Source organism: Ruegeria sp. HKCCE3926 (genome assembly GCF_017872515.1).
Lineage (GTDB): Bacteria > Pseudomonadota > Alphaproteobacteria > Rhodobacterales > Rhodobacteraceae > Ruegeria.
Map to the genome: position 1 here is coordinate 1,060,831 of NZ_JAEDOU010000001.1, position 14,628 is coordinate 1,075,458.

At 57.9% G+C, this 14,628-nt stretch carries 14 protein-coding genes; 1 reads left to right on the top strand and 13 read right to left on the bottom strand.

Going from position 1 to position 14,628, the window contains the following annotated elements:
* Positions 1–56: 56 nt before the first annotated feature.
* The 4 genes from recG to I9184_RS05420 form a co-directional block, all read right to left on the bottom strand.
* A complete protein-coding gene (recG, locus tag I9184_RS05405) occupies positions 57–2,147 on the bottom strand; it encodes an ATP-dependent DNA helicase RecG (RefSeq protein ID WP_209833183.1) in 2,091 nt (696 codons plus the stop codon).
* A complete protein-coding gene (ligA, locus tag I9184_RS05410; protein WP_171723309.1) occupies positions 2,144–4,396 on the bottom strand; it encodes an NAD-dependent DNA ligase LigA in 2,253 nt (750 codons plus the stop codon). The genes recG and ligA overlap by 4 nt, the downstream gene beginning before the upstream one ends.
* 123 nt (positions 4,397–4,519) lie before the next feature.
* Positions 4,520–5,236 carry a response regulator transcription factor CtrA gene (locus tag I9184_RS05415; protein ID WP_152457936.1) on the bottom strand — a complete coding sequence of 239 codons (717 nt, stop codon included), beginning with the start codon at positions 5,234–5,236 and terminating at the stop codon, positions 4,520–4,522.
* Between the two features lie 86 nt (positions 5,237–5,322).
* The gene (locus I9184_RS05420) at positions 5,323–5,616 is read right to left on the bottom strand and encodes a DUF1153 domain-containing protein (protein WP_170344350.1); all 294 of its coding nucleotides are present in this window, start codon (positions 5,614–5,616) and stop codon (positions 5,323–5,325) included.
* Between the two features lie 128 nt (positions 5,617–5,744).
* Between I9184_RS05420 and mnmA the strand changes: the two genes are divergently transcribed.
* Positions 5,745–6,890 carry a tRNA 2-thiouridine(34) synthase MnmA gene (gene mnmA / locus I9184_RS05425; RefSeq protein WP_152457934.1) on the top strand — a complete coding sequence of 382 codons (1,146 nt, stop codon included), beginning with the start codon at positions 5,745–5,747 and terminating at the stop codon, positions 6,888–6,890.
* On the opposite strand, the gene I9184_RS05430 is transcribed toward mnmA, so the two are convergent.
* The 9 genes from I9184_RS05430 to I9184_RS21050 all read right to left on the bottom strand — a co-directional run bounded on the left by I9184_RS05430 (position 6,887) and on the right by I9184_RS21050 (position 14,595).
* Positions 6,887–7,432 carry a carboxymuconolactone decarboxylase family protein gene (locus I9184_RS05430; RefSeq protein ID WP_171639524.1) on the bottom strand — a complete coding sequence of 182 codons (546 nt, stop codon included), beginning with the start codon at positions 7,430–7,432 and terminating at the stop codon, positions 6,887–6,889. The genes mnmA and I9184_RS05430 overlap by 4 nt on opposite strands.
* A gap of 99 nt (positions 7,433–7,531) precedes the next feature.
* Positions 7,532–8,107, bottom strand: a complete 576-nt coding sequence (locus I9184_RS05435) for a hypothetical protein (protein ID WP_209833185.1) — start codon at positions 8,105–8,107, stop codon at positions 7,532–7,534.
* Entirely contained in the window at positions 8,100–9,266 is a 1,167-nt protein-coding gene (gene lpxB, locus I9184_RS05440) for a lipid-A-disaccharide synthase (RefSeq protein ID WP_209833187.1), read from the bottom strand. Before lpxB ends, I9184_RS05435 begins: the two co-directional genes overlap by 8 nt.
* A complete protein-coding gene (gene lpxI, locus I9184_RS05445; RefSeq protein ID WP_209833189.1) occupies positions 9,266–10,060 on the bottom strand; it encodes a UDP-2,3-diacylglucosamine diphosphatase LpxI in 795 nt (264 codons plus the stop codon). The genes lpxB and lpxI overlap by 1 nt, the downstream gene beginning before the upstream one ends.
* Before the next feature lie 4 nt (positions 10,061–10,064).
* Positions 10,065–10,850, bottom strand: a complete 786-nt coding sequence (gene lpxA / locus I9184_RS05450; RefSeq protein WP_171168239.1) for an acyl-ACP--UDP-N-acetylglucosamine O-acyltransferase — start codon at positions 10,848–10,850, stop codon at positions 10,065–10,067.
* Positions 10,847–11,320, bottom strand: coding sequence for a 3-hydroxyacyl-ACP dehydratase FabZ (fabZ, locus tag I9184_RS05455; RefSeq protein WP_152457928.1), 474 nt, complete (start codon positions 11,318–11,320; stop codon positions 10,847–10,849). Before fabZ ends, lpxA begins: the two co-directional genes overlap by 4 nt.
* A gap of 73 nt (positions 11,321–11,393) precedes the next feature.
* Positions 11,394–11,915, bottom strand: coding sequence for an OmpH family outer membrane protein (locus I9184_RS05460; protein ID WP_171632589.1), 522 nt, complete (start codon positions 11,913–11,915; stop codon positions 11,394–11,396).
* Between the two features lie 63 nt (positions 11,916–11,978).
* Positions 11,979–14,231, bottom strand: coding sequence for an outer membrane protein assembly factor BamA (bamA, locus tag I9184_RS05465; protein WP_245217977.1), 2,253 nt, complete (start codon positions 14,229–14,231; stop codon positions 11,979–11,981).
* A 235-nt stretch (positions 14,232–14,466) separates the two neighbouring features.
* Positions 14,467–14,595 carry a hypothetical protein gene (locus I9184_RS21050; protein ID WP_256367495.1) on the bottom strand — a complete coding sequence of 43 codons (129 nt, stop codon included), beginning with the start codon at positions 14,593–14,595 and terminating at the stop codon, positions 14,467–14,469.
* Between the last annotated feature and the right edge of the window lie 33 nt (positions 14,596–14,628).

Consider the following 14,628-nt stretch of genomic DNA (forward strand, 5'->3'; position numbering starts at 1 on the left):
CCCGAGTCGGTAAAGAACTTTTTGAGAACATTTGTGAACTTTCTGGAACTTTTTGCCTAACCCACTGAAATCAAACGGATCGCCTGATCCTGCTTCATCAGCCACAAAAGTACGCGCGCCGCGCGCCCCCGTTCCGAGGTCAGCTTGGGATCCGCATTCAGCAATGCCCGGGCATCGGATTGGGCCACGGCCATCAATCCGGCCTGACGCTCCAGATCCGCAATGCGGAACTTTGGCAGACCGGACTGCGCAGTTCCGATCAGATCCCCGGCACCGCGCATCTCAAGATCGGTTTCCGAGATACGGAACCCGTCTTCGGTTTCACGCAGAACCTCCAGCCTTTTGCGCCCCCCTTCGCTGAGCGGCGGCTGATACAGAAGCAAACACGTCGATTCCGCATCACCCCGGCCCACGCGGCCGCGCAATTGATGCAGTTGGGCCAGACCAAAGATTTCGGCCCGTTCGATGACCATGATCGTGGCATTGGGCACATTGACCCCCACTTCAATGACGGTCGTGGCCACAAGAACCTTGGTGTCCCCGTTCTGGAATGCGGACATTGCCGCGTCTTTTTCCGATGGCGGCATTTGCCCGTGAACCAGCCCGACCACACCTTCGCCCAATATGGCACGCAATCGTTTGAACCGTTCTTCAGCTGCCGTCAGGTCTGAAACTTCTGATTCATCGACCAAGGGGCAGACCCAATAACATTGCCGCCCCTCATCAATCGCCCGACGCAGATGCGACACGACCTCGTCCATGCGCTGCGTACTGACAATCGCTGTCTTGATCGGTTTGCGCCCCGGCGGTTTTTCGTCCAGCACCGACACATCCATATCGCCATATTGCGCCAGTGCCAGACTGCGTGGAATCGGGGTGGCGGTCATCACCAATACATCCGAGCCCTGCCCTTTTTCTGACAACTCCATCCTCTGGCGCACGCCAAACCGGTGCTGTTCATCAACTATGGCCAAGCGTAGCGCTTTGAATTCCACATCACTCTGAAACACGGCATGGGTGCCGACCAGAATTTGGATATTGCCATTTTTCAAAGCCTCAAGCTTGGCGCGCCGCTCTGCGCCCTTGTCACGCCCGGTGAGCAGCTCCAGCACCACTCCGGCCTCTTCCGCCAACGGGCGCAACCCTTCCAGGTGCTGGCGGGCGAGTATCTCGGTCGGGGCCATCATCACGCCCTGCCCTTTGGCCTCGACTGCAATCAGAAGGGCCATGAAGGCCACCAATGTCTTGCCGGCCCCCACGTCACCCTGCAACAATCGGTTCATGCGGGAATCAGATGCCATATCGACCGCGATTTCCTCGATTGCGCGGCTTTGTGCGCTGGTCGGACGATAAGGAAGACTGGCCAACACCCTGGATTGCAACGCGCCTGTCCCTACGCTGACGACACCACGGGATTTCCGCTCTCGCTGACGCGCCAGAGCAAGCGTCATCTGATGCGCGAACAGCTCGTCATAGGCCAGACGCTGACGCGCGGGCGCAAATGGTGAGACATCATCAGCCCCCTGAGGATTGTGGCCGGCACGAATTGCCGAAATCCAATCCGGCCAGTTTTGCTGTGCCATCTGCGCCGGGTCGATCCATTCCGCCAGCTCTGGCGCCCGCGCCAATGCGCTGCGGGTAGCCTTGAAAGCCGTCTTTTGAGTCAGCCCCTGTGTCAGATGGTATACCGGTTCGAATTCCGGAATTTCACTGGCTTGCTCGACCGGCAACATATGATCCGGATGCACCATCTGAGCCATACCATCGAACAGCTCCAGCTTGCCCGAGATCACGCGGCGTGCGCCCTGAGGCAGCACTTTCTTCAGATAGTCCCCGCGCGCGTGAAAGAAAACCAGCTGAAAATCGGCCTGGCTGTCTTCGACATGCACCCGATACGCGCCCCCCTTGTTTCGAGGCGGCCTGTGCGGGCCGACCGTTACTTCGACCGTCAACGTCGCAGGCAGATCGACACCCTGAATCGTCTCTCGTCGACGTCGGTCGACGACCGCGTAAGGCAGGCCGAACAGAACGTCGCGTGGGCTCTCAACGCCGGCCTGTTGCAGGACCTGAGCGGTCTTGGGGCCGACGCCATCGAGTGTTTCAAGCCCCGCAAACAGCGGGAACAGCTGTTCCGGCCTCCCGCTCATGCGCCTTCGATCAGCTGCAACCAGCCATCCTCATCCAGAGTTTCGATACCCAGCTCTGCGGCTTTCCTGGCTTTCGAACCCGCACCGGGCCCGGCGACCAGAATGTCGGTTTTCTTGCTGACGGAACCAGAAACCTTCGCACCCAACGCCTCGGCCCGTGCCTTTGCCTCGGCTCGAGTCATCTTTTCCAGAGTACCGGTGAACACAACCGTCTTGCCAGCCACCGGGCTGTCTGAGGCAGGCGCATCAGGTGCGACGATTGTCAGTTCCTTGCGCAACGTATCGAACGCGCGCCTCTCTTCCACGTTCGAAAACGCATCGGACAGGGACAGACCCAGCGTTGCGCCGATCCCGTCTATTCCGATCAATTCAGCCCAGGCGGCATTGGCATCGGGCGGAACACGCGCCGCGGTTATGGCCGCATCCCGCACTTCCTTGACACGTGCCCGACGACCTTCTGCCAGCGCGGCCGCCCGTTCGGCATCCTCGGCCTCATCTGCTTGCCGCTGCGCCAAAGCCGCAGGGCGGGCCGTGTCCAGGGCTTGCGTCATGGTCTCCCAATCGCGGTAAAACAGCGCCAGATCGCGCGCTCCGACCTCGCCGACATGTCGAATGCCCAAAGCGAACAACAGGCGCGCAAACGGAATGGTCCGCTTTTCGTCGATCGCGGCAAACAGATTTCTGGCCGAGGTTTCCCCCCACCCATCCCGGTTTTTCAGCCGTGCCAGATTGGTCCTGTCACGCTGCTCCAGTGTAAAGATATCTGCCGGAGTCTTTATCGGAAGGATCGGATCATCATAGAACATCTCGATCTGTTTTGCACCAAGGCCTTCTATGTCAAACGCCTTGCGTGAGACGAAATGTTTCAGTTTTTCAACGGCCTGCGCGGGGCAAATCAAGCCACCGGTGCAGCGGCGGACCGCATCACCTTCTTCACGGATCGCCTCGCTTTGACATTCCGGACAGCGCGTCGGAAAGATAAACGGCTGCGAACCGGCCGGGCGCTTGGACAGATCAACATCTGACAGTTTCGGAATCACATCCCCGGCGCGGTATACCTGAACCCAGTCACCGACACGAATATCCTTGCCATCGCGGATCGTGCCGCCCTTGGCATCGCGTCCCGCGATATAGTCTTCGTTGTGCAATGTGGCGTTGGACACAACAACACCGCCCACCGTCACCGGATGCAACCGTGCAACCGGGCTAAGCGCGCCTGTACGACCGACCTGAATGTCGATCGCCTCCAGCCTCGTCCAGGCCAGTTCGGCCGGGAACTTGTGTGCGATCGCCCATCGCGGCGTGGTTGAGCGGAACCCCAAACGCGCCTGAAGCGATAGATCATTCACCTTGTAGACAACCCCGTCGATGTCATAGCCCAAGGTGGAACGTTGCGCCTCGATATCCTGGTAATGCTCCAGCATCTCTTGCGTCGTTTTGCACAGGCGGGTCAGGGGGTTCGTCGAAAATCCAAGTGATTTCAACCGCTCGACCGCCCCTATCTGCGAGTCGGACAATGGCTCTGAAACCTCTCCCCAGGCGTAAGCAAAGAAACGCAACGGGCGCGAGCGCGTGATTTCCGGATCCAGTTGCCGCAAAGACCCCGCCGCCGCGTTTCTTGGATTGGCAAAGGGTTTGCCGCCGCGCTCTGCCTGCCGCGCGTTCAACGCCTCGAAATCCGCGTGAGACATGTAGACCTCACCCCTGACTTCCAGAACCTCTGGCGCGTTTTTCAGGTGCTGCGGGATATCGGAAACCGTGCGGGCATTGGCCGTTACGTTTTCACCGATTTCGCCATCTCCGCGCGTGGCAGCCTGAACAAGCTGTCCGTTTTCATACCGCAATGACAGCGACAGGCCATCTATCTTGGGTTCGGCGGTGTAGGCCAGACTTTCACCAGCCCCAAGGCCCAGGTATTTCCGGATCGACCTGTCGAAATCGGCCACGTCGTCATCATCGAAAGCGTTGCCCAGCGACATCATGCGCACGGCGTGCGTGACTTTCGAAAAACCATCGGCAGGCTTTGCACCCACTTGATCCGTCGGGCTGTCGGTACGCTTGAGATGAGGGAAACGCGCTTCTATCTCGGCATTGCGCCGTTTGAGAGCGTCATAGTCGGCATCCGACATGTCAGGCGCATCAGCCGTGTGATACAGCGTGTTTGCCTTCGACAATAGTTCGGCCAGACGTGCAAGCTCGGCACGCGCCTCATCTTCCGTCAGCTCGGATATGGAAATTAAGTTGCTCATGGCCTCGCCCTGTCACGCGTACTTGGACCTCAGTGATAGGGCGAGGCCATGGCCAGGTCCAGACGTGCTGAGCCGTGAGTGCAAAGTGCCGCCCTGGACCACCGGCGGCACGGGTGGTTCAATTCAAAGCCCGACTGCCATCCGTGTTTCGTCCAGCGTGTTGCTTTGCGGGTCTCGCAGCACATAGCCACGGCCCCAGACGGTTTCGATATAGTTCTCTCCACCGGTCGCATTGCTGAGCTTTTTGCGCAGTTTGCAGATGAACACATCGATGATTTTCAGCTCAGGTTCATCCATGCCGCCATAAAGGTGGTTCAGAAACATTTCCTTGGTCAGAGTCGTCCCCTTGCGCAGGCTGAGCAACTCGAGCATCTGGTATTCCTTGCCGGTCAAATGAACCGTCTTGCCATCCACTTCCACGGTTTTTGCATCAAGGTTCACCGCAATTCGCCCTGTATGAATGATCGATTGCGAATGCCCTTTGGAACGGCGGATGATGGCATGGATGCGTGCCACCAGTTCTTCGCGATGGAAAGGCTTGGTCAGATAATCATCGGCGCCAAAGCCGAATCCCTTGATCTTGCTTTCGGTATCATCGGCACCGGACAAAATCAGAATCGGTGTTTCCACCCTGGCGATCCGCAACTGGCGCAGAACCTCATGCCCGTTCATGTCCGGCAGGTTCAAATCCAGCAAGATCAGGTCGTAATCATAGAGTTTTGCCAGATCGATTCCTTCTTCGCCAAGATCCGTCGCATAGACGTTCAGGTTCGCATGCGTCAGCATCAGTTCGATGCTTTTGGACGTGGTCGGATCATCCTCGACAAGAAGTATGCGCATTTTTCACTGCTCCAATTCGGGTCAATAATTCCAATTTAAATTAAACCTGACCAAGAATGGTTAATCTGACGTTACCGTTGAATCATTTATTCACGCTCTCCTTTAGGTTGTCGATACTTTTTTAGCGCCGTCGCCTTCAACGCCTCGACGCCGTGTTCCGCGACCAAAGAAACCCAACCGTTGAATTCTTCGTCGCTCAGGCCGTATTTCTTTTTTGCGTCAGACAGGCTGATCAGCCCGTAAAGCACGCCACGCACGACAAGAATCTTGCGTGACGCCACCCATCGCCTTGTGTTCGCGGGCGGTAAATCCGCATGCGTCAAAATGGATCCATCCGGCAGAGCAACAGACCTTGGCCCTTCAACTTTGTGCAAATACATCGCTTTACCCTTCTTGCTGCACCAAAGCTGCCCTCAGCCTACTTAAAGTCGCGTGAAACCGCCCCTTGAGAGTGTGTAGAATTTTCCTATATTCTGCCGGTCTTTCTTAACCCGGACTGGAATCTGCAATGGCCCTCGATACCGAGACCCCGCTGAACTCGCTTGGCTTTGCCAAACCACCCTCGGAAACGCGGGTCGTTGTGGCGATGTCGGGGGGCGTCGACAGTTCCGTTGTCGCGGCCTATCTGGCCGATCAGGGCTATGATGTGGTCGGTGTGACTTTGCAGCTATATGACCACGGCGCGGCATTGGCCAAGAAAGGTGCCTGTTGCGCTGGAATCGATATCCATGATGCGCGACGCGTGGCGGAAGAGCGGGGATTTCCACATTACGTTCTGGATTACGAGAACATCTTCAAGGATGCCGTGATCGACGAGTTTGCCGACAGCTATCTGGCAGGCGCGACGCCGGTTCCCTGCATCCGCTGCAACGAGCGCGTGAAATTCAAGGACCTTCTGGAAACCGCCAAGGATCTCGAGGCAGACTGCATGGCCACCGGCCATTACATTCAGCGCAAGATGGGCGCCAACGGACCGGAACTGCACAGCGCCGAAGACGCCAATCGCGATCAGTCCTATTTCCTGTTCTCGACCACGCCAGAGCAACTGAATTTTCTGCGCTTCCCGCTGGGCCACCTGCCGTCAAAAGACGCAACCCGTGAGATGGCGGCGCAGTATGGGCTGTCGGTGGCGGACAAGCCCGACAGTCAGGATATCTGCTTCGTGCCCGACGGCAACTATGCCAGCGTCATCGAAAAGCTGCGCCCCGGAGCCGCGGAACCCGGCGAGATCGTTCACGCCGATGGCCGCGTACTGGCGCAGCACAACGGCGTGATCCACTATACGATCGGGCAACGTCGCGGTCTTGGCATCGGCGGCCTTAGCGAGCCGCTTTACGTCGTCAAACTGGACGTCGACAAAAAGCAGGTCGTTGTCGGCCCGAAAGAGATGCTGGCAACGCGCGTCGTTCCGGTGCGCGAGATCAACTGGCTGGGCGATGAACCCTTTTCGTCACGCGATGAATGGCATCTTTCCGTCAAAGTCCGCTCGACCCGCCCGCCGCGCGAGGCAATCATTCGGCCGCTGTCGGACACCACGGCCGAGGTCGAACTGCTGACCCCCGAGGAAGGCATCTCGCCCGGGCAGGCCTGCGTATTTTACGCAAACGAAGGCAGCCGCGTGTTCGGCGGCGGCTGGATCTGGCGTGGGTATTAGGCTGAAACCGGCTCGACCTCGGGTTCGATCTGAATCTGCAATGCATCGTTGAACCGATTGAACGCACTGCACAAGGCGATGCGCCAGGTCAGCTCGACGATCTGGGCATCGGTGAACCATTCCCTCAGATCCGCCACTTCGGCATCCCTCATACGGCCCGACCGGATCGTCACGGCTTCGGCATAGCGCACGACCGCTTTGTCACAGGCATCCAGTTCCGGATGATCCTCGACGTCCGGCAGACGCGCCGCCCCTTCGGGGCTCAGCCCCGCCACGGTCAGCAGCGGTGTGTGATGCGAGACGCAATAATCGCAGGCATTCAGTTTTGAAACCGTCACCATCGCCAGCTCCAACGCACGGCGCGGCAGGTTCTCCTGCTCTCGCAGGGTCGTCAGCATTCCCGTGACGTGGTTCAGAACCGGAGGGCAATACGCTGCGACGCGGGCCCAGTTGTCAAATGGTCCATAGGCGCCCAATGCAGCGTGGGACGCGCGCGCGTCGGCCGTCATTTCCTGATCCGACAAAGGGGGGATGCGGGTCATGTCGAAAGCTCCTTTTCTGGGTCACGATACCTTGGACCTGCGCCCCAGCAACAGACCTTGCAGGTCACATATGCGAGACGAAGCGCTCTCTTCGCCGGGTCACAACATATCGGTTGGAGAATTGAAGAGAATATAAAGCCCGACGCAGACCATGATATAGGGCGCAATCCGATCTAGCCGGGCAACGCGTGGGCCAAGGCTTTTGGCGTGGGGTGCCCCCCATGCCGCAACAACAACCAGCAAGGCGGCCGCGCTGGCGGCACCGATCAACGCAACAACCCGATAGGACGGCGCCGAATCCGCAAGCAGAGGGGTCATTACCGCAAAACTGTCTATCGAGAGGCTCAGGAAAAGCGTCACCACCGAAGTCACCGCCCCTTTTGACACAGTACCTTCGGTGTCCGCCTCACGAAACTGATGCCAGATTCCGCGCAAGCCAAACACCAGTGGGACAAGGCCAAGATAGCCGATCCAAAACGGAAGGCCGCTCTGGTTCAGGCCCACGGCCACGGTCATGGCCAGGGAAAGTACGATCGTCTGAGCGACGGCAAAGCCCACGATCGCACGGCGCTGTTCCATCACCAGAATCAAGCCCAACAAAACAGCCAGATTGTCCAGATTGGTAGAGATCATCGCGATCCCCGCAGAGACTGCAAACAGCGCGTGATCAAGCATTGCTTGGCTGCATTCTGTTCAAAACCGCCCGCGCCGCGCGCAAGCCGGGTGCTTCGCCCCCACGCCCCAACCTGTCCATGGTTAGGTTCATGGCATGCTGTTGCGCATCGGGTGCGTCGGCGACCTTTCGCAAGGCTTCGGCGATTTTTTGAGGCTGACAGTCATCCAGCAGGCATTCCGGCACGGCGCGTGTTTCCGAAACCAGATTGACCAGTGTAACGGTGTCCAGCTTGACCATCCGTTCCGCCATTTTCTGCGTCAGCCAGTTGAGTTTGTATGCAATGACCATCGGCGTATTCTGCGCCGCAAGTTCCAGCGAAACCGTTCCCGAAGCAGCAAGCGCAAGATCTGCGGCGCCAAAAGCCGCTCGTTTGTCGGCCATGGCTTGCTCTGCCCCCACCTGGCGCGGGTCCAGCACCACGGGCGCGCCAGGCCATTCTGGCACCAGGTCGTTTATCAGATCGGTTGTCGCACCTACGGTCGGGATCACCACGCGGTAATTCGGGTGGTCATCGACAAACAACCGCAACGCGCCGCCGAAAGACTCTGCCAGACGTTCAATCTCACCCCGCCGCGACCCGGGCAAGGCCAGCAGGATCGGCGCATTACCCAGATCAAAGCGGTGGCGAAAGGCGGCGATCTCATCTGGTGTGGCAGTCGGTTCGCCAACCACAGGATGGCCGACAAAGTCGCATTCCATCCCTGCCCGCTCCATGTACGGAGGTTCAAAAGGAAGAAGAGCCAGCACATGGTCGATGACCTTTGCCATCTTGTCTGCACGCCCGGGGCGCCAAGCCCAGACACTGGGCGCAACATAATGCACGGTTCGGATTTTGCTGTTGGCTTTTACGATTTTGGCGACGCGCAAGCTGAAATCCGGGCTGTCTATGGTGATCAATACATCCGGTTTCGTGTCCAGCACCGCCTGTGCCGTCTCGGATATCCGCCGTTTCAGGTGAAAAAACTTCGGCAGCACTTCGACAAGCCCCATGACAGACAGCTCGGACATCGGGAACCGGCTGCGCAGGCCCTGCGCTTGCATCAGCTGGCCTCCCACACCGTCGAATTCAATCTCGGGCACCAGGGTTTTCAACCCCTCCATCAGCGCGCCGCCCAACCGGTCGCCCGAAGGTTCACCGGCGACCAGAAAGACACGCATCAGACTGCCCGCTCGCGGATATAGAGAAACAGACCCAGACGGTTGCATTCAGCGATGACGCGTTCCTTTTCCAGAACGAGCACACCGCCTTTTTCCAAAACGATCCCGGACAAACCTGCCGCAACCGTGTCGGTAACAGTTTCCGGCCCGATGGCGGGCAAATCGGCGCGCCGATCCTGATCGGGTTTGGGGCCTTTGAACAGAATGCCCCCGCCAGCGTCGGGGCGTTGGGTCAGGGATTGCAGCATCCACGCGGTGCCGTACACCCCCTCGATGGCCAGCGCCTGCCCTTTGGACACGGCACAGGCCTGCCCGGTATCCGCGGCCCCCATTGCCCGAAGAATCCCGGCGGCGCGGTCAGCGTCGGCCATGTCGGCATCCGAGGGCTGGGTTTCGGTCAGACACCCCACAGGCGGTAACAAACCGGGCGCGATCTCATGCGCGGCCCTGAGGGTGAGACCGGCACCCTCAAGAATTCCGATCACGGCGCGCAAAGCTCCGTCATCGCCGGACAGGATGGCCTTTTGGATGATCGGAACCAGCGGCAGCGTCGCGGCGTCGATGCGGGAAGGGTCGATTGGCGGGCGTCGAACAGCGCCGGCCAGACAGATATCGGTCACGCCCCGCGCCTTCAGGTCAGCGATGAAACTGCCCAATTGTTCCAGAGGAAACACGACATCTGCACTCAGGCTGTCAGGCAGAAACCCCTCCATCGCGCAGATCAGAGGACGTTCTGGCAACTGCGCAACAACTTCGGTCGGCAGAGCACCGGTTCCCGCAATCAACGCAAGCATGACCCTATTTCCTCGGGGTCAGGAAGGATCGGTCACTGTGGCCGGTGACGAAATCCACGATCTGCTGCACATAGTCGCTTTCGTTGCCTTCACCGATCCGGCTGGCGCGATCCATAAAGGTGCCTTCGCCGTCGGACAATTCCTTGAATGCCGCGCGCAGCGCCGAGATATCTTCTCGCGATACACCCTTGCGCTTGAGACCGACGAGGTTCAGGCCATCCAGCTCACCCCGCGACGCCTGTACCAGGCCGTAAGGAATAACATCTTTCGGCACCATGGTCAGCGCGCCAATAATGGCCCCGCGTCCAACGCGCACCCATTGATGCAGCCCTGAAATGCCACCGACGATCACGTCGTCTTCGACGATGCAATGCCCCGCCGCGCCGGCATGGTTCACCATGATCACACGGTTGCCGATCTGAACGTCATGGGCCACGTGAACACCCGCCATCAACAGGCAGTCGTCACCGATCCGCGTGACCCCTCCGCCACCTTCGGTCCCGGTATTGATTGTCACATGCTCGCGAATGCGGTTGCGTTTGCCAATCTCAAGCCGGGTGTTTTCGCCACTGAATTTCAGATCCTGAGGGATCTCACCAATCACCGAGAAATTGAACACAACTGTATCGTCGCCGATCGAGGTGTCGCCCGTCACGACCACATGCGATTTCAACTCGACCCGATCGCCCAGTTTCACCTGTGGGCCCACGTGGCAGAAGGGACCGATGATACAATCCTGTCCAATCTGCGCACCGTCTTCAATAATTGCGCTGGGATGGACTCCGTTCATGTTGTCTTTTCCATATCCCAGTCGACATAAGCCGAGAATTCCGCCTCGGCGGCAACTTCGCCTTCGACAGTTGCACGGCCGCTGAATTTGAACAGCTTTCCGCCTTTTTTCCCACGCACTGTTTCCACATGCATTTCCAGCACATCACCGGGCACCACCTTGCGGCGGAATTTGCACTTGTCGATGCTCATGAAGTAAATCAACAGCTCGGTGTCGATGACGTCCATTCCCACACCCAGCATCACACCGGCGGTCTGCGCCATTGCCTCGACAATGGTGACACCCGGCATGATCGGCGTACCGGGGAAATGCCCCTGAAAATGCGGTTCGTTCATGGTGACATTCTTGATTCCGCGCGCCGACTGATAGCCCGAGATATCTACCACCTTATCGACCAGCAAAAACGGATAGCGGTGCGGCAGGATCCTCTGGATCAGCTGAATGTCTGCGCTTTTGGTTTCTGTGCTCATGATGCAGATATCCCGTTTTGGATGTTTCTTTTTTTGCGTGGTTAGCAATACAGCACTGCAAGGGCAAGCGAACCTATTCGCCCTGACCCTGTTGCAAATCGCTTCCATCACCAATCGCGGCGTTTATTCGGATGATTGCGGCTTCGGTGATGTCGGACGTGCTGACGACGACATTAGATCGCTCGATCATCACGCTGGCCCCAATTTCGCGCAACAGATCGACAAGCACCGGGCGCACAATCTCGGAAAAGGTCTGCTGGGCTTCTTCGCTGCGACGGGCCAGTACGTCCAGCTTTGCCCTTTGCCCCTCGCGATGGGACTGAACCTTGAGATCAAACGCCTCGGCCAGGGGGCGGAACTCGTCGGCCGACATGGTGGCGCGCTGCTCGGTAAGTTCCTTTTCTTCGCGGCTCAGTTCCGCGACAATCCGTTGGTTTTCTTCGGACAGTAAGGCGCTTTCCTTTTCAATTTCACGCAAAACGCGCTGTCCGAAAGCGGACTTGGCAAACAGCTCTTCACTGGACAGGGTGACCACACTGGCTTGAGGCACACCAAGCTGCTGAGCATTTGCCAAAGACGCCAGGACCATCGCCATAAATGCACACAGGGCCCAAAGCGGGCCCCGTGTTCTGCCAAGCAATCTGTTCAGCATCGCGGATCAGAACCGGGCCTGGATCGTAAAGTCAAAGTTCTGCTCCTTGTCGAAAGATTCTTTCTTGAGAGGCTGCGAGAAGTTGAACTGCAACGGCCCGAACGGAGTTTCCCACAGCACCGAAATGCCGATCACGTGGCGGATCGATCCGTTAGCACCGACAATGGTTGCACCTGCCGTATTGACGTTGTCGATGTTGTAGAGGTTGCCGACATCATAGAACAGGCCGCCACGCAGACCCAGCTCCTCGGGCAGACCCAGCGGGAAATCGGTTTCGAAACGGGCAACCCAGTAGTAGTTGCCCCCGATCGCGTCATCCTGACCGTTGGACAGGTCACGCGGTCCGATACCCGCAGGTTCGAAACCCCGAAAGGTATTGGGCCCCAGCACAAACCGGTCAACAGTACGGCTGAAATCGTTTCCGCGCCAGTGCAGCGCGCCCAGCTCCATCGTGGCCCGAAGCACCACTTCTTCGTTCCATACCCGGGTTTGCGCGATACCACGCGCCGTGGTCTTGAAGTACTTGTTGTCCCCGCCAAGTCCAGCGGCATCAACGCCAACCTCGAACAGAACGCCGGTATTGGGGTCCAGACCGCCGATACGGCTGTCATAAATGTAGGACAGTCCCAAAGAACTGGACGTCCGTTTGCCCTGCGCAATTTCAGAAGCAATCACCGCGCCGTTAACTTCGTTGTCCTGCTGCGTCATCTCGCTGCGGTCCCAGCCATAGCGGAGCCGCAGAGCCGACAATTCACCGATCGCATAGGTCAGCTGCGGTGCAAAGAAAAGACTGCTTGTGTCGTAACTTGCAAACCCGGAATTGGTGGCAGACAGCCCCAGACCAAGGTCAAAGCGCAGCTTGCGACCCAGAAGGTAAGGCTCAGTAAAGCTGAGCGTATATTGTTCCGAGTCCTGCGCGGTCGAGATCGACACACCAAGGTTCTGGCCACGACCCAGGAAGTTGGATTCGTTCAGGGCAACGGCAATCCCGAAGCCGTCCGTAACCGAGTAGCTGCCTCCGAGGCTCAGCGAGCCGGTAGGTTGTTCTTCAACGTCTACATCCAGAATGACCTGGCTGGGCGACGATCCCTCGCGCGGCTCGACTTCCGCGACGGCGAAAAAGCCCAGGGCATTGATGCGCTCGGCGGCCTGACGGATTTCGCGGGGATTGAACGGGTCACCTTCGACGGTATCGAACTGACGGCGGATCACCCGGTCCAAGGTGGTTGTGTTACCTTCAATATCAATCCGCTCGACAAAGATCCGAGGACCTTTTGTCAGAACAAATTCGATATCCAAAGTCAGATCGCGGTCATTGCGTGTAACACGTGGTTCCACGCGAAGGAAATCCACACCTTGCTTCAGGCCCAGCCGTTCCTGTCGCGTAATCGAATTTTCAACCAGCGTCGGCGTATATGTCACGCCGGGCTTGATCTTCAGCGCGTCCTGATAAGGGGCCGGATCCACGCCCGGAATCTCACTGACGGTCGTGATCTTACCAAATGAGAATTTCTGGCCCTCGGTTACATTCATCACCAGGAAAAACGCATCCCGTTCGCTGGTAAACTCGACATTGGCGCTGTTCACGCGGAAGTCGACATAGCCTCGTGACAGGTAGAAATCCCGGATGACCTGCTTGTCGAACTCGATACGATCGCCGATGAAGGTGTCGTTCCTGAAGAACGTCCGCAGGAAAGTTGCCTGCTTGGTTTCCAGAACGCGGCGCAAACGACGGTCCGAAAAGGCACGGTTGCCGACAAAGCTGACACGTTCCACTTCGATGGTCGTGCCTTCGGCCACTTCGAAAACCAGATCAACCCGGTTGTCGCTGCGGCGGATAATCCGAGGGATCACGGTCGCGGCAACACGGCCTTGGGCTGAATACACTTCGGCAATCATATCAGCGTCAGACTCGGCCACCTGCGGGGTAAAGACGCGGCGCGGCTGCGATTCGATGACGTCCAGCAACACGTCGTCCTTGACGCGGGCGTTACCTTCGATGCTGATCTGATTGATCGTCGGATATTCCTGAACCGTGATGACCAGCGTAGACCCCCGCGGCGTCAGCTCGACTGTTTCAAATACACCACTGTCAAGCAAACGCTGATAGGCATCATTGAGCTGGCCCGCAGTTACAGTCTGGCCAGGTTCGATTCCCGTTCGGGCGATGATCGTACCGGTTTCAATCCGGCGATTGCCCTCAACATCAAACGAATTGATCGTATAGTTTTGCGCCTGTGCTGCATGCGGAAAAGTCATTAAGCTTGCAGCAACAAAAAGGAAAAGAACCGCTAGCGCCTGCCACAAAATCTTGTTTGTTGGCATTTGCTGCCCGCAGGATGTGCCCGCCCCTCGCCTGTCAGTCATTTTATGCTCTACCCAGAATTTAAGACTTTTATGCTGAGTAACGGGATTGAATGAGCTTGTCAAAAGGCGAAATAGAAGCAGCCGCGAAGACTGCCATTCAAATTGACGACGTTAATTTCAGTAAGAATCACATGGCCGCCAGATAGGCGGCACCTGCCATAGCCAACGCCGTAACTGCAAAGCTCAGCAGAACATCCCAATTCAGCACGAACAGGAAGCTAAAGCTCTGATACGATTTTTTCAGCGTTTTGGTCATGGTTTTTCCCTCAGACGCAAAAATCATAACGTC

Excerpts from the sequence above, each read along its gene's own strand:
- recG (WP_209833183.1), bottom strand. The coding sequence starts at position 2,147 with ATGAGCGGGAGGCCGGAACAGCTGTTCCCGCTGTTTGCGGGGCTTGAA.
- ligA (WP_171723309.1), bottom strand. The coding sequence starts at position 4,396 with ATGAGCAACTTAATTTCCATATCCGAGCTGACGGAAGATGAGGCGCGT.
- I9184_RS05415 (WP_152457936.1), bottom strand. The coding sequence starts at position 5,236 with ATGCGCATACTTCTTGTCGAGGATGATCCGACCACGTCCAAAAGCATC.
- I9184_RS05420 (WP_170344350.1), bottom strand. The coding sequence starts at position 5,616 with ATGTATTTGCACAAAGTTGAAGGGCCAAGGTCTGTTGCTCTGCCGGAT.
- mnmA (WP_152457934.1), top strand. The coding sequence starts at position 5,745 with ATGGCCCTCGATACCGAGACCCCGCTGAACTCGCTTGGCTTTGCCAAA.
- I9184_RS05430 (WP_171639524.1), bottom strand. The coding sequence starts at position 7,432 with ATGACCCGCATCCCCCCTTTGTCGGATCAGGAAATGACGGCCGACGCG.
- I9184_RS05435 (WP_209833185.1), bottom strand. The coding sequence starts at position 8,107 with ATGCTTGATCACGCGCTGTTTGCAGTCTCTGCGGGGATCGCGATGATC.
- lpxB (WP_209833187.1), bottom strand. The coding sequence starts at position 9,266 with ATGCGTGTCTTTCTGGTCGCCGGTGAACCTTCGGGCGACCGGTTGGGC.
- lpxI (WP_209833189.1), bottom strand. The coding sequence starts at position 10,060 with ATGCTTGCGTTGATTGCGGGAACCGGTGCTCTGCCGACCGAAGTTGTT.
- lpxA (WP_171168239.1), bottom strand. The coding sequence starts at position 10,850 with ATGAACGGAGTCCATCCCAGCGCAATTATTGAAGACGGTGCGCAGATT.
- fabZ (WP_152457928.1), bottom strand. The coding sequence starts at position 11,320 with ATGAGCACAGAAACCAAAAGCGCAGACATTCAGCTGATCCAGAGGATC.
- I9184_RS05460 (WP_171632589.1), bottom strand. The coding sequence starts at position 11,915 with ATGGCGATGGTCCTGGCGTCTTTGGCAAATGCTCAGCAGCTTGGTGTG.
- bamA (WP_245217977.1), bottom strand. The coding sequence starts at position 14,231 with ATGACTTTTCCGCATGCAGCACAGGCGCAAAACTATACGATCAATTCG.
- I9184_RS21050 (WP_256367495.1), bottom strand. The coding sequence starts at position 14,595 with ATGACCAAAACGCTGAAAAAATCGTATCAGAGCTTTAGCTTCCTGTTC.